Annotated in this window: 13 protein-coding genes and 1 tRNA gene; 2 read left to right on the top strand and 12 right to left on the bottom strand. The window is 41.9% G+C overall.

Annotation, left to right across the window (positions count from 1 at the left end):
* Nucleotides 1–54: 54 nt before the first annotated feature.
* The 5 genes from GQ61_RS05295 to coxB are packed head-to-tail and all read right to left on the bottom strand — an operon-like array spanning nucleotide 55 to nucleotide 4,091.
* Entirely contained in the window at nucleotides 55–639 is a 585-nt protein-coding gene (locus tag GQ61_RS05295; RefSeq protein ID WP_085784321.1) for a cytochrome c oxidase assembly protein, read from the bottom strand.
* 6 nt (nucleotides 640–645) lie between these two features.
* Nucleotides 646–768, bottom strand: a complete 123-nt coding sequence (locus tag GQ61_RS09300; protein ID WP_269747278.1) for a cytochrome c oxidase system small membrane protein — start codon at nucleotides 766–768, stop codon at nucleotides 646–648.
* Nucleotides 765–1,688 (bottom strand): heme o synthase, encoded by a 924-nt coding sequence (locus GQ61_RS05290; protein WP_085784320.1) that lies wholly within the window; start codon nucleotides 1,686–1,688, stop codon nucleotides 765–767. Before GQ61_RS05290 ends, GQ61_RS09300 begins: the two co-directional genes overlap by 4 nt.
* Nucleotides 1,688–3,256: a cytochrome c oxidase subunit I gene (ctaD, locus tag GQ61_RS05285; protein WP_085784319.1), complete on the bottom strand. Its 1,569-nt coding sequence runs from the start codon at nucleotides 3,254–3,256 to the stop codon at nucleotides 1,688–1,690. The genes GQ61_RS05290 and ctaD overlap by 1 nt, the downstream gene beginning before the upstream one ends.
* 19 nt (nucleotides 3,257–3,275) lie before the next feature.
* The gene (gene coxB / locus GQ61_RS05280; protein WP_232317302.1) at nucleotides 3,276–4,091 is read right to left on the bottom strand and encodes a cytochrome c oxidase subunit II; all 816 of its coding nucleotides are present in this window, start codon (nucleotides 4,089–4,091) and stop codon (nucleotides 3,276–3,278) included.
* Nucleotides 4,092–4,258: 167 nt separating this feature from the next.
* On the opposite strand from coxB, the gene GQ61_RS05275 reads away from it, so the two are divergent.
* Nucleotides 4,259–5,941, top strand: a complete 1,683-nt coding sequence (locus tag GQ61_RS05275; protein ID WP_085784317.1) for a hypothetical protein — start codon at nucleotides 4,259–4,261, stop codon at nucleotides 5,939–5,941.
* A gap of 4 nt (nucleotides 5,942–5,945) precedes the next feature.
* Here GQ61_RS05275 and GQ61_RS05270 read toward each other — a convergent pair whose 3' ends face one another.
* The 4 genes from GQ61_RS05270 to GQ61_RS05255 all read right to left on the bottom strand — a co-directional run bounded on the left by GQ61_RS05270 (nucleotide 5,946) and on the right by GQ61_RS05255 (nucleotide 11,044).
* Nucleotides 5,946–7,130: an acetyl-CoA C-acyltransferase gene (locus tag GQ61_RS05270; protein WP_085784316.1), complete on the bottom strand. Its 1,185-nt coding sequence runs from the start codon at nucleotides 7,128–7,130 to the stop codon at nucleotides 5,946–5,948.
* An 88-nt stretch (nucleotides 7,131–7,218) separates the two neighbouring features.
* Nucleotides 7,219–8,601, bottom strand: coding sequence for a magnesium transporter (gene mgtE / locus GQ61_RS05265; protein ID WP_085784315.1), 1,383 nt, complete (start codon nucleotides 8,599–8,601; stop codon nucleotides 7,219–7,221).
* Nucleotides 8,598–10,856, bottom strand: coding sequence for an NADP-dependent malic enzyme (locus GQ61_RS05260; RefSeq protein ID WP_085784314.1), 2,259 nt, complete (start codon nucleotides 10,854–10,856; stop codon nucleotides 8,598–8,600). Before GQ61_RS05260 ends, mgtE begins: the two co-directional genes overlap by 4 nt.
* Nucleotides 10,857–10,957: 101 nt before the next feature.
* Nucleotides 10,958–11,044: transfer RNA gene (locus GQ61_RS05255), tRNA-Leu, on the bottom strand.
* 82 nt (nucleotides 11,045–11,126) lie between these two features.
* On the opposite strand from GQ61_RS05255, the gene lipB reads away from it, so the two are divergent.
* Nucleotides 11,127–11,777 (top strand): lipoyl(octanoyl) transferase LipB, encoded by a 651-nt coding sequence (gene lipB, locus GQ61_RS05250; RefSeq protein ID WP_085784313.1) that lies wholly within the window; start codon nucleotides 11,127–11,129, stop codon nucleotides 11,775–11,777.
* A gap of 1 nt (nucleotide 11,778) precedes the next feature.
* On the opposite strand, the gene GQ61_RS05245 is transcribed toward lipB, so the two are convergent.
* Genes GQ61_RS05245 through GQ61_RS05235 form a run of 3 tightly spaced genes read right to left on the bottom strand, consistent with a single transcriptional unit; the run spans nucleotide 11,779 to nucleotide 14,440 of the window.
* Entirely contained in the window at nucleotides 11,779–12,657 is an 879-nt protein-coding gene (locus GQ61_RS05245; RefSeq protein WP_085784312.1) for an alpha/beta fold hydrolase, read from the bottom strand.
* A gap of 49 nt (nucleotides 12,658–12,706) precedes the next feature.
* The gene (locus GQ61_RS05240) at nucleotides 12,707–13,864 is read right to left on the bottom strand and encodes a phosphoglycerate kinase (RefSeq protein ID WP_085784311.1); all 1,158 of its coding nucleotides are present in this window, start codon (nucleotides 13,862–13,864) and stop codon (nucleotides 12,707–12,709) included.
* A gap of 36 nt (nucleotides 13,865–13,900) precedes the next feature.
* Nucleotides 13,901–14,440 carry a cell cycle transcriptional regulator TrcR gene (locus GQ61_RS05235; protein ID WP_085784310.1) on the bottom strand — a complete coding sequence of 180 codons (540 nt, stop codon included), beginning with the start codon at nucleotides 14,438–14,440 and terminating at the stop codon, nucleotides 13,901–13,903.
* Nucleotides 14,441–14,489 lie beyond the last annotated feature (49 nt).

Below are 14,489 nucleotides of genomic sequence, written 5' to 3'. Positions count from 1 at the left end.
TATTAATTAATTTAATCATTTTAATTAAAATAGTCAAGGAGTAAATTAAATCACCTACTCTCTGTTCTTAGAAACAGGGGGTAGACCTAATATTTTGTTAATGTTGGGATGCTTGGAAGAAAAGAAAGTATAAGACAAGGTGATGGTACGAACATCCTTTAAATCCGGATCATCGACAATTTTTGGGTCAATATAAAACATAACGGGCATATCAACACCTTGTTTGGGTCCCAAGATTTGATCTTCGAAACAAAAACATTGAATTTTATTAAAATAAGGAGCCGCTTTATCTGGCGTCACATTATAGCTTGCGATACCGACGAGAGGCTGATTAGAGACATTCTCAAAATGATAAAAAGCCAACGCATTTTCACCCGCATAAACTTCGACGCTTTGTTGTAGAGGTTTGAATCTCCAGGGTAAATCTCGATGGACATCGGCATTAAAACGTATCGTTAACCGATGGTTGGTTATTGCTTTGGATTCATCGAGCGCTATCTTTGGTGTTCCTCCGTAGCCAGTCTTTTGACAAAAGATGCGATAGAGAGGAACGGAAGCAAAAGCGAGAATCAGCATGGAAAAAACGATGGCGGATAAAATAATGCTGAGATGCTTATTTTTCTTGTGAAGGGAGGACACGCTTGATCACATACCCTTCATGCGCACGATCGCTAGGCCATAAATTAAAAGGACAAGAACGCCCAAAATCACAAGAAGAGCGATATTTTTTTTTCGCAGAGCGGGCGTTATTTTAAAAGGCTTTTTCATCCTATTTTTCCCCAAATGTGATCAATCATCATGGCTGATAAAAGCATAAAAAGATGAAAAATAGAAAAGGTAAAAAGCTGAAAAGAAGATTTTGCATGGGGTTTTAGGTAAAATTTTATCAGGCGTATCAAAAGCCATGCACTTAAAAATAAGACCGTCCCCCCATAGATATAGGAAAATGATCCTATAAAGTAAATCAGGCCTGAAATTAAAAGGGTCAAAAGAGCATAAAAAGTGATTTGATTCTGTGTATATCTGTGACTTTTTAGAACAGGCAACATAGGAACGTTTGCACGTTCATAATCTTTAGAACGATAGAGGGCAAGCGCCCAAAAATGATAAGGCGTCCAACAAAAAATCAAAAGAAATAAAAGTATGGGAAGTAAAGCCATATCCCCAGTGGCAGACGCCCAACCAATCATAGGAGGAAAAGCGCCTGCAGCCCCTCCAATAACAATATTCTGAGGGGTGCGACGTTTTAACCAAACTGTATAAATAAAAATATAAAAGCCAATAGACAGTCCCAACAAAAATGCCGCAAAAAGATTTGTTGTAATGGCCATCATAAAAAACGAAAAGAGGGATAACAAAACCCCTAAGCTTAAGGCATCATTCGGAGCGATACGTCCAGAAGGGATGGGTCGCTTTTTTGTTCTTTCCATTAAAGAATCAATGTCTCGATCATACCACATATTTAAAGCTGCAGCCCCTCCTGAGGCAGCGGCGATGCACAGAAGAGAAACGAATCCTAAATAAAGATGAAGGGATTGAGGGGCTAAAACCATGCCCGTCAAGGCCGAATACACGACAAGAGACATGACGCCAGGCTTTGTTAGACTGAAAAAATCGCGTACGGTTGCGTCCAGGGAATTTTCAGCAAAAAGAAGTTTCGTACTGATCAATCCAGAATGAGCGCGCATTACTTTACTTTAGGCAGAGTTTCAAATGAATGAAATTCCGGTGGAGAGGGTAATGTCCATTCCAAAGTAGTAGCCCCTTCTCCCCAGGGGTTTTTACCGAGCTTTTTACCCCACAAAAAAGTATGCAAAACGATAAATAAGAAAAATAAAGAAGCAAAAGCAGTGAGATAAGCACCATAGGTTATAATAATATTCCAACCCGCATAAGCCTCTGGGTAGTCAGGTATTCGCCGTGGCATGCCTGCGAGACCTAAAAAGTGCATGGGGAAAAAGATCAGATTGACGCCAATAAAAGTCAGTACGAAATGTATTTTACCGAGGGTTTCAGAGTATTGTCTTCCCGACATTTTACCAATCCAATAATAAAATCCAGAAAAAATTCCAAACAGGGCACCCATAGAGAGAACGTAATGAAAATGGGCGACGACATAATAAGTGTCATGCATGGCTGTATCGATGCCGGCATTGGAAAGGACGACACCGGTCAGTCCACCCATGGTGAACAGAAAAATAAAGCCAATAGCAAAAAGCATGGGCGTTGTGAAACGTAAGGATCCTCCCCACATTGTTGCGATCCAGCTGAATACTTTGATGCCTGTTGGTACCGCAATGATCATGGTTGCTGCCGTAAAATAAGCACGGGTGTTGACTTCTAATCCCACGGTAAACATGTGGTGAGCCCAGACCAATAGACCAATAAACCCAATAGAAGCCATCGCATAAACCATGCCTAAATAGCCAAAAATGGGTTTTCTTGAAAAGGTCGAGATAACCTGACTGATAATACCAAAGGCAGGGAGGATCATAATATAAACTTCAGGATGGCCAAAGAACCAGAAAAGGTGCTGGAATAAAAGAGGATCTCCGCCACCGGCTGGATCAAAAAAAGTTGTTCCAAAATTACGGTCAGTGATAAGCATGGTAATTCCACCCGCAAGAACAGGCACTGAAATAATCAATAAGAAGGCCGTAATTAACATAGACCACACAAAAAGTGGCATCTTGTGGAGCGTCATTCCTGGCGCGCGCATATTGAAAATAGTTGTCACAAAATTAATGGCGCCAAGAATAGAGGAAGCTCCTGCCAAATGGAGGCTGAAAAGCATATAGTCAACGGCCGGTTCCGAATGGCCTATAATTGAGCTTAAAGGTGGATAAAATGTCCAACCAGTCCCTGCTCCTTTCCCTTGAAAAACAGAGAGTAATAACAAGGCTAATGAAGGAACAAGTAACCAAAAACTGATGTTATTAAGTCGAGGAAAAGCCATGTCTGGAGCCCCAATGAGTAAGGGAATAAACCAGTTGCCAAAGCCACCGATCAAGGCTGGCATTACCATGAAAAATATCATTAATAAGCCATGGGCGGTAATAATCACGTTATAAAATTGATGGTCGGCGATAAATTCATTGCCTGGGTGACTTAATTGGATGCGCATAATGATCGACAACACACTCCCAATGAGACCTCCAATAACAGCAAAGATAATATATAAGGTCCCAATATCCTTGTGGTTTGTCGATAAAATCCAACGACGCCAGCCCGTTGGATGATGAGAACTGTGACTCATTTCAACCCCTGCATAAATTTTAACTTACCTTTGTTGATGGCGCAGGCTCCGCAGAGCTTGCATGTTTTGACTTTGTTTCATTTAGCCACTGATTAAATGTTTCTTTATCTACAGCTTTGACGGCAATGGGCATGAAGCCATGATCCATACCACATAGCTCGGAACATTGACCGTAGTAAGTACCTTCTTTTTTAACGTTTACCCAAATTTCTCTTAATTTACCAGGGACACTATCTTGTTTAATCCCTAAGGAGGGGATGGCCCAACTATGAAGGACATCTTCAGATGTAACCAATATGCGTACGACAGTATCCGCAGGGACGATAAGTTGATTATCGACTTCAAGAAGTCGCATTTGCCCCGGTTTGAGATCCGCATCTTTTATCATGTAACTATCAAAACTCACCTGATGATCAGGATATTCATAGGTCCAATACCATTGATGTCCTATGACCTTAACGGTCATCTCTGCATCGACAGCTTTATCCATAAAATACATAAGTTTAAACGATGGGAAGGCGATGACGGCTAAAATAATCACAGGAAAAAGCGTCCAAACGATTTCAAGAGGTGTATTGTGAGTTGTTTTTGAAGGGACGGGATTCCTAGACTCTCTGAAACGAAAAACTACAAAAATCAATAAAAACAAAACGAAAATTGCGATTGAGAAAATAATCACCAGCAAAAGGTTATGAAGTTCTGTGATTTTTTCCATCACAGGCGATGCAGGCACTTGCAAATTCATTTGCCATGCATGAGGTTTATCTGCAAAGGCTGAATAAAAAGGTATGAGTGAAAAAACAGCGATCAAAAAACTTAAAAGGCGTTTATGCACGTTTTTATTATTCTCCAGCATTTAAATATGTGTGTCTATAATAGCGCGTTTTCAGGATCTTTTGTAGGGGCTTAATCAATTTTCTCTTCCAATCCTATTGATAGCTTGCATTATGGGCATTAATTCTTATCATATCTCCTTCAGTTTTTATTTTATGGAGCCTAAAAATGAAGAATTTTTGGTGTGTCATTATTTTCTGTTTGAGTTTGATTTTCTCGTATGAGGCACAAGCAACGTTGCAACCTCCTCTCATAAAAGAAGTCCTGCCTTTTCTCAAAGAACAACAAAAATTGAATGGCACGCAGTTTCGTTTGCAAGGAAGTTATTCAGGCTTTCCGAACATGTTTCCCCAGTTCATGCTTTATTCTCTGGCACAGCCAGACTTAAGCCTTGAGCTTGTAGAACGCAATGAAGTGACTTTTAGAGAATTAAAAATTGGGTTTAAGCACAATGAATTTAATCCTGAAATTCATGTCATATCAGCTGGTGATGGAAACCCTTTGACAGGAGAGACGCCTTTAAGGATTTTATTTTGGCTCGTTCCTTCTGACGGCATACGGGACGGCGATAAACAAATCTTAGAAAATTTAACGAAGAAAGATCCTAATCTTGTCGTCTTTATGATTAATTCCTACGATAAAAGTATTTCAAAGGACCCCTTAAGCGCTTCTGCATTGACGGGCGCCATTCATCAAATGCATTTGATGAATGAACTTTTTGATGAGCATCACAAATCCCTGGTTCCAATAAGTACACTCGACGTTGTTGGGTTATCTTATGGCACTATTCCGGCAATTGGCGTTTTGCCCCTGAGTCCGATTTATCAAAAAATCCGCAGTGCAGCAGGCTTTTCAAAGCTACCAGAAGAATCGCCTGTGGATCGTTATTACGGTGTTTACCCGACTTTTCCTCTCGTTTTTGCGCCAGATTTTAAAGTGAATGGTAAAATTCGTTTACTAACGTCCGAAGGCGAAGACCAGTGGTTTTCGAATAAATATTTAAGCCCCTATGAAAAATTCGCAAAGCGTGCGGGTGTTGATATCCGTATTGAAAGAACTTTACAGGGAGGTCACGATTCAATTGATATTTCAACGGTGGATCTTAATGCCTGGGAGAGAGCAAAAAAACGATTTCCGAATCTCAGCAATATCGTGACATGGATGCGTGTAAGCGTAGAAGACTTATCAAAAGTTTCTTTGGTAAAAGTGACTGAATTAGAAAAAGAAAAATATAAAATCATGACGGATTTTGTCCAAGGCTTCATTAATGAACTTGGTAAAGAAGAAGGGCTTCTTCACCAAGAAATAAGACAACGTACAGAAGCCTCGCCCTCCCTCGAGGAAACGCTGCCTGACTTTAAACTATGGACAAAAGACCAAATTATGAAAGCGTATGCGTTAAATTCTTTTAAAAAATTAAATGGAGAAACATTTAAGCAAGAGGACTTTGAGGAAAAACTTGAAAGGGCGGATGTTAAACGAGGCATGCTTGATATGGGCAAAAAAGTCTTTGTTGACGTTTTAACAAATCTCCGAGATCTAGAAACAGAGCTCAGAGGAGAGAAGCGCGATAAGGAGCTTGGAGAAAAGAGAAGAGCGTTAACGAACACCTTGTCTTCCTATGGCAAGGCGCTTGCGTATACTTTTTTTGAAAGGGAACACACAATTGAACTCACAAGTCCAACCCCTATTGTGGCTATGACAGGACAGAACCCTGATAATGGAACCCACGCAGAGCTTGATGAATGGGAGTGGTTTTTAAGTGTCCCAGAAACCATTACCTTTGGCGTTGAAAAGACCCGTCATTGTGGTGATCGGGGACTTGTCGAGGATTTCTTATCCAGAAAGTAAATTTTTACAGACACTCAATTGCAAGGGCTGTTGCTTCGCCGCCTCCAATACAAAGGCAGGCGACGCCCTTTTTTAAGTTCCTGTGCTTGAGAGCATAAAGCAATGTCACAAGAATGCGCGCCCCACTGGCACCGATTGGGTGACCCAACGCACAAGCTCCCCCGTGAATATTGACTTTGTCATGGGAGATTTTTAAGTCTTGCATGGCGGCCATAGCGACAACAGCAAAAGCTTCGTTAATTTCAAACAGATCCACGTCATTTAAGGTCCAACCGGTTTTAACCAGAACTTTTTTAATCGCGTCAACAGGGGCAAGGGTGAACCACTCAGGTTCTTTGGCGTGAAATGCGTGTGCGTGAATCACAGCCAAGGGTTTCAAATTACGTTTTTCAGCTTCGCTTTTTCTCATCATGATAACAGCCGCTGCGCCATCACTAATAGAGCTTGAGTTTGCAGCAGTGACAGTCCCTCCTTCTTTAAAAGCGGGTTTTAAAGTGCGGGCTTTTTCAAAATTTAATTTAAGGGGGGGCTCATCTTTATCAATCGTGATCGTATCTTTTCTATCTTTCACGACAACAGGAACAATCTCATCGACAAACAATTTTTGTTCGATCGCTTGTAAGGCTCTTTTGCCTGATTCAATGGCAAAGTCGTCTTGTTGTTCTCTTGAAAAATTATATTTCTCCGCAGTTTTTTCTGCGAACACTCCCATAGACTGCCCATGATCATAAGCGTCTTGCAATCCATCAAGAATCATGTGATCGAATATTTTGTCGTGTCCCATACGATAGCCATCCCGTGCCTTGGCTAAAAGATAAGGAGCGTTGGTCATACTTTCCATGCCACCGGCGGCCACTACTTTTACATGATCGAGACTTAAAGCGTCGTACCCTGAGATGATCGCTTTCATTCCAGAACCACATACTTTATTCACTGTTGTAGCGCCTGTCGATGGAGGTAAGCCAGCACCGAGTGTTGCTTGACGTGCAGGAGCTTGTCCCAAACCTGCTGGCAAAACGCATCCCATATAAACTTCTTCAATGGATTCTGGCGAAAGGTTGATGCTTTCATAAGCGCCTTTAAGAGCTGCGGAACCAAGATGGGGAGTGGTGACATTTTTAAACTGGCCCTGAAACGCGCCAGCGGGTGTTCGTTTTGCAGCAACAATAACAATAGGATCTTTTTGCATTCTTTGGCCTCCCCAGGCGATGTATTTTTAATTTTTTTATAAGGGCACTATGGGGAAGAAAAAAACTTATATCAAGGTGTTTTTGCGCTTACATCAAAAAAGCGGTCGCTAGTCCTAGAAATACAGCATAGCCTAAGACATCGGTCGTTGTTGTCAGCAAGGGACCTGCACTTAACGCAGGATCCAATCCCATTTTGTGAATGATAATGGGGAATAGGGTTCCTGCAAACGCTGCCCACAGAATATTACAAATAATGGCCGTCGATAAGATAATGCCCAAATGAATGTCTTGTAACCACAAGATAGCAATTCCGCCCAGAATAAAGGAAAAGAAACTTCCCGTTACAAAACCCACCAAGATTTCTTTTGTGATGGCACGCCAGGTGTCTCCTTCTCTTAAACTACGCGTTGCAAGGGCTCGTACAACAATGGTTACGACTTGCATGCCGGCATTCCCGCCCATGGCGGCATTAATCGTCATCAAGAAAGAAAGCGCTGTAATTTTTTTTATGGAATCTTGAAATTGAGAAATCACAAAAGCCGCCAAGAGTGTATTGACTAACGTGATAACCAACCATCGAATACGCATATAAGAAGCTGTTAACACAGGAGCATTAAAGTCAGACTCACTGACTTTTGCCATGAGCATGATATCTTCTTCGGCTTCTTCTTCGATAACCGAGACCACATCGTCCACAGTGATCATACCCACAATGCGCCCTGAAGGATCAACAACCGGTGCTGAAACTAAACCATAATGTTGGAAGAGAGCGGCCACTTCTTCTTGATCTTTCGTTACAGGAATTTGGTGGAGGTCTGTGTTCATAATATCGGAAACAGCTTTATCGCCTTTATATTGCAGAAGTTTGCTTAAAGGGATTTCCCCGATGGGATGGTGACGTGGATCCACCACATAGATCGTGTAAAAATTTTCCGGTAATTCTTCATTACTACGAATAAAGGCAATGGCTTCCGTGACTGTCCAAAAAGTAGGAACACACACCATCTCACGCTGCATCAAACGACCGGCGCTTTCTTCAGGATACGTCATGACCTCTTCAAGAATCGCGCGTTCAACGGCCGGAATCGCACTGAGAACTTCCTGTTTTTGATCCTCTTCCAGGTCTTCAATCAAATCAAGAGCGTCATCACTTTCCAGATCGCTGACGGCTTCAGCAATTTCTTGCGTATCCAAAACTTCCAGAGCGTCTTTACGAATTGTATCTTCAAGTTCGGCTAGAATTTCAGGATCAAGTGTTGTTTTAATAGCCTCAATAAAAACGCGACGATGATCCGCACTGAGACCTTTCATAAGATCGGCAACGTCTGCCGCATGAAGGCCTTCAATAAGACCCTGGACGATTGTGAAATTATTGCTATTAAGAGCCGATTCTATTTCATCAGCAAGGGCAGGCGAAACACCGTACAAACTTTTATTTTCTAAAGGGTTATCGTCTTTAGGGATCGTCATGTGTTTACCGCCGCAAGAACAGTCATATTTAAAACACCTCTGACGCTTACGGAAGGGGTAAGAATGTGGGCAGATTTATTGCCGCCAAGAAGAACAGGTCCAATGGGTTGAGCGTTTGCTAGTCCTTTAAGCATATTAAAGGCAATGTTGGCTGCATCTAAATTTGGCATAATCAATAAATTCGCTTGGCCTTTTAGACGAGAATGAGGAAAAATACGGTTGCGCCCTTCTGGGTCAAAGGCTGCATCCGCATGCATTTCTCCTTCAATCTCAAGGTCCTGATCAAGATCAGAAATTTTAATGAGCGCTTGACGCATTTTTTCAGCACTGTCAGCTGTGCTTGAGCCAAAGCTAGAATGTGAAAGAAGGGCAACTTTTGGTATTAAACCAAATTGTCTTACTTGTTGAGCAGCCATCAAGGTTATTTCAGCGAGCTCATCAGCCGTGGGATCTTTGTTCACATAGCTATCACAGATAAAATATACGCCTCGGTCTAGCACAATGCCACTAATGGCAGCTATGACACCGCCGCCTTGTTTAAGGCCTATGATTTGTTGAATGTGTTCCAAGTGTCGTTGGTAACGACCTTCGGGACCGCATAACATAGCATCTGCATCCCCAAGATGAACCATCAAAGCAGCGATGACGGTTGAGTTTGTGCGCAGGATAGTTTTGGCAAAATCAGGAGATACGCCACGACGTTCCATGAGTTTATGATAGGCCTGCCAATATATATTAAAGCGATGATCTTTCTGGGGATCGATAAGCTCAAAATCAACGCCGGGGCACATTCTCAATCCAAGACGTTCTAGACGAAACTCAATAACTTTGGGGCGTCCAACAAGGATAGGCTTAATAAGTTTTTCGTCCAGAGCGATTTGAGCGGCCCTTAAAACTCTTGTGTCTTCACCTTCTGAAAACACTATACGTTGAAGTTTTTTTCGTGCTTGATTGAAAATGGGGCGCAGAGCCATACCTGTGCGAAACACGAATTCACTCATTTGCTGCTTATAAACAGCTAAGTCACTTAAGGGCCGTTCGGCAACTTTTGTTTTCATGGCTGCTTCAGCAACGGCAGGTGCAATTTCACTCATAAGCCTTGGATCAAAGGGTCTCGGAATAATATATTCAGGGCCAAAACGAAGATCTTCCCCACTGCCATAGGCTGCCAGCACGATATCTGAAAGTTCTACCTTCGCTAAATTGGCAAGAGCATGGACACATGCCAGCTTCATTTCATCATTAATACGCGTTGCTCCCACATCAAGAGCACCCCTAAAAATAAAAGGAAAACAAAGAACATTATTAACCTGATTAGGGAAATCTGAACGTCCTGTCGCCACAATGGCGTCGGGTCGTACGGCTTTTGCAGCATCTGGAACAATTTCTGGATTGGGATTGGCGAGGGCAAGAATAATTGGTTTATCTGCCATATTTTTTAAGAATTCGGGCTTTAGAACGCCTCCTGCTGACAATCCAAGAAATATATCAGCGCCTTCCATGACTTCTTCAAGACACCGCGCTTGTGTGTCTTGTGCAAAAAACATCTGACAGTCATCCAAGTCTTTTCTAGACTTATGGATAACGCCATCAATATCGGTCACAAAAACATGTTCTCTTTTCAGGCCAAGTTTAAGAAGGAGGTTTAAGCAAGCAATCGCTGCAGCGCCTGCTCCTGATGTCACTAATTTTACCTTGCTTATATTTTTACCAACGAGCTCTAAGCTGTTTAAAATGGCGGCAGAAACAATAATAGCAGTGCCATGTTGATCATCATGAAAAACAGGAATTTTAAGACGTTCACGCAGCTTTTTTTCAACATAAAAACATTCAGGAGCTTTTATATCTTCAAGATTGAGAGCACCAAAAGTAGGCTCAAGACTCGCAATGATATCAACAAGTTTATCGGGATCTTGTTCATTAATTTCGATATCAAAAACATCAATGCCGGCAAATTTCTTGAATAAGACAGCTTTTCCTTCCATCACAGGTTTTGCTGCAAGAGGACCTGCATTACCGAGTCCTAATACAGCTGTACCATTGGTAATCACACCAACAAGATTCTGACGTCCAGTAAGCTCTGAAACTTTTTTGGGATCTGCGATGATTTCATGGCAAGCCGCTGCAACACCTGGAGAATAAGCAAGCGATAAATCTCTTTGATTGGCCAGAGGTTTTGTCGCAACGATCGCTAATTTTCCTGGTTTCGGATAGCGGTGATAGTCAAGGGCGCTTTTGTAGAATTCGTCCTTCATTGGCAACTCTAATAATTCAAGGTTTGAGCCTAATTGCAACAGTGTAACATATTGTTCTTGATGACACGAGAGGTGTTGAGAGGTTTTTCAAGGAATTTTATTGGTGCGGTCGAGAAGACTCGAACTTCCACGGGGTCTCCCCCACAGCGACCTCAACGCTGCGCGTCTACCAGTTCCGCCACGACCGCCTTTAAGGTATTCTTTAAATACTCGGAAAAGTTTGCGTTTTGCAAGGCAATTTTTGTAGAATATTCATATGAAGGTAAAATTGTGAAACAAAATTCTCCTCAAACACAAAACCCTGTTCGTTGGGAAGTGGCGCAAAATATCGTCGAATACCCTGAGGCTCTTGGGCGTATGAAAAAAATTGTTGCCCACATCCAAGAAGGAACAGGACCCGAAACAGTGTGGCTCTTAGAACACCCTTCCGTTTATACGCTTGGCACGTCCAGTGTGAAGAGTGATCTTTTAAATCCTGGAGATACGCCAGTTTTTGAAACAGGTCGTGGCGGTAAAATCACTTACCATGGCCCTGGCCAACGGGTTGGGTATGTGATGCTGAATTTAAAATCCCGAGAGCCTGATTTAAGACGTTATATCTGGACTTTGGAAGAATTACTCATTCGTGTTTTGGCGGAGTTCACTGTGAAAGCAGAACGTCGATCCGGGCGTATCGGACTGTGGGTGGTGAATACCAATCAACAGGAAGAGAAAATTGCTGCTATCGGTGTACGCATCGAAAAATGGGTGACTTATCATGGGTTTGCCTTAAATGTTGCCCCAAACTTGGAGTGTTTTAAAGGCATCATTCCCTGTGGCCTTAAAGATTTTGGAGTAACTTCTTTAGAAAAGCTAGGGATCAAGAGCCCCTTACGTGAAATTGATGGGGCTCTCAAAAAACATTTCTTTGAACTTTTTTAGCCTAATTTTTAAGAAGCCATTGATAGATTGTGTCTCTTTGCAGAGGATCCATAAGAGCAGGGGCATGACCCGCTTCTTTCACTTCATATCTATCGAATTTGGGTCCTCGTTTCTGCATTTCTTCAAGAAGTGTTTTGGGTAAAATATCTGAAAATTCACCATTAATGACCAAAACAGGGCAGGTGATTTTATCCCAAAATGACCAGAACAAAATATTTCCCTCTTTATCTTCAATGGTTTTAATAGGGCCGGGATTATTGTCATCTTCCACATACCGCGCAGATAAGGGATCATAAGCAAGGGTATAGGTTCCTTGAGGTTCCTGAACAATGGAATTTTTTAAAAGATGCTGCCAATGGTCTTCCGTTAATTTACCAAAAGGCGCATAGACTTGACGCAAAAGAGCAGCGCCTTCCTCAAAATTTTTAAACGTTAATTTTATACTCGCATATTGTTTAATTCTGTCGACGGCTGCTTTTGGGATCAAGGGGCCCACGTCATTGAGAATAAGTTTTTTAATGGGAGAATTTGGTAAACAAGCCATAATCATGCCAATCAAACCCCCCATGGAAGTACCGATCCAATAGATTTCTTCAACATCAAGGCGGGCAATGAGAGCATTGGCGTCGCTCATGTATTGTTCGTAACGATAATTTTGAGGATCTTTGAAGCGATCGCTTTGACCTCGCCCGACCACATCAAGCGCAACCACATGAAAATCTTTACTGAGATCTTCAGCAAGGAAATCAAAATCTGATTTATTGCGTGTAAGCCCATGCATGCAAATGACAGCGCGCTTAGGATTAGGGGTGCCTCTTTCCGTATAAACTAATCTGTGAAATCCTTCATTGGAAAGACCATGAAAAAATTTTAACACCATGTTATCTCCCTTTCTTTATTTTTATAAATTTTCGAGCGTGCTCAGAAGATTAACGAGAAACATCTGTGCTTAAGCGCTCAACCCCAGGAAGTTTTTTACCTTCTAGCCACTCCAAAAATGCTCCCCCTGCTGTTGAGACGTGAGAAAATTTGTCCATGACACCTGCTTTGTTGAGGCAAGCAATAGTTTCACCTCCCCCTGCGACGGAATAAAGAGCGCCCTTTTGCGTTAAAACTGCAATAATTCTAGCAATCTCCAGGCTCGATTCATCGTAAGGAGGGATTTCAAAAACACCTACAGGACCGTTCCAAATCACTGTTTTAGAGGCTTCAAGAATTTTTCGAATGTCTACAACGCTTTCAGGTCCCATATCAAAGATTTTTTCAGAGCTTTCAATGGCGGAAATTTCAGCAATTCTTGAACCTGGATCGAGATTTGCATCTCTTGGAACAAAGATAGTTTTGTTCAGAGTCTTCGCTTTCTCTAAAATAGAGTGTGTCTCGTCCAACATATCACGTTCAAAAATTGAGGCCCCTATGGGAAGCCCCATAGCTTTTAAAAAAGTGTTGGCGATTCCTCCTCCAACAATAAGCGTGTCAATGCGATCCAAAAGATTTTCAAGAACAGTAAGTTTCGTTGAAATTTTACTCCCGGCAACAATGGCAGTGACAGGATGTTCAGGATGATCAAGGATTTTCGTCAAGGCTGAAATCTCATCTTCCATCAATCGTCCCGCATAGGAGGGTAAAATATGGGTAATCGCTTCAACAGAAGCATGGGCGCGATGAGAAACAGAAAAAGCATCATTTACATAAAGATCTCCTAATTTTGCAATCTCCGCGGCAAACAACATGTCATTCTCTTCCTCTCCTCTGTGAAATCGAATGTTGTCGAGCAATGTGATAGAAGCATGGGGACGATGATTCCATTCTTTTTGGAAAATGATGGGTTCTTGAAGGTTTGTTTCTAGAGCTTGAGCAATGGGTTCTAAGCTTAAAACGGGGTCTTCCCTGCCTTTGGGTCTTCCTAAATGGGACATAATAACAACTTTTGCGCCCTTTGAATGAAGCTCTTGAAGAGTCTTAAGGGAAAGTTTAAGGCGTGTTTGGTCAAGAATAACCCCGTCTTTCATCGGCAGGTTCAGATCTAACCGTAGCAAGACAATTTTACCTGCGACATCAACACCATCGAGCGTGCGCAATTTCATGCTCTAAGGAGCCTCCCCTAATGTGAGCAAAAAACTCTATTGCTCAGTGGTTTTAGAACTTTTGTTAATTTTATTTACGGCCTCATCCAAATCAGCTTGTGTACAAAGGCCAAGGGTAACAGGATTGCTAGGCTTAATCGTTTGTGTGTTCTTATGGGTTCGATTTTTAATCGCTTCAATTGTGTTTTTTGTTGTTCCCACAAGATGAATAATATCTGAATCCCGCATTTCAGGATAATTTTTCAAAATCCAAGCAATAGCATTGGGACGATCTCCACGTCTTGAAAGAGGCGTGTAGCGACTTCCTTTTTTTCTTATGCTCAAACTTTGATCAATAGGAGGTAAAAGAGCGAGCCGAGTATTTGAGTCGTTTTCACAACGCTTGATTTCCTGAAGAGTCAATTGATTATTCGTAATAGGATCAAACGGAGCCAATCCTGCACCAATATCGCCATCGGCGAGGGCTTGAATTTCTAAAACATGTAACCCACAAAATTCTGAAATTTGATCAAAAGTGAGCGTTGTATTTTCAATAAGCCATAGGGCAGTAGCCTTAGGCATTAGTGGCGTTGACATATGACCTCCTCTAGGTCTCGAAATAGAAAACTTAAGCTGGACTTTACCC

The sequence above is a fragment of the Candidatus Nucleicultrix amoebiphila FS5 genome (assembly GCF_002117145.1).
Lineage (GTDB): Bacteria > Pseudomonadota > Alphaproteobacteria > Caedimonadales > Nucleicultricaceae > Nucleicultrix > Nucleicultrix amoebiphila.
The sequence above is the reverse complement of the archived record's forward strand: the minus strand, read 5'-3'. Positions and strand labels throughout refer to the sequence as shown.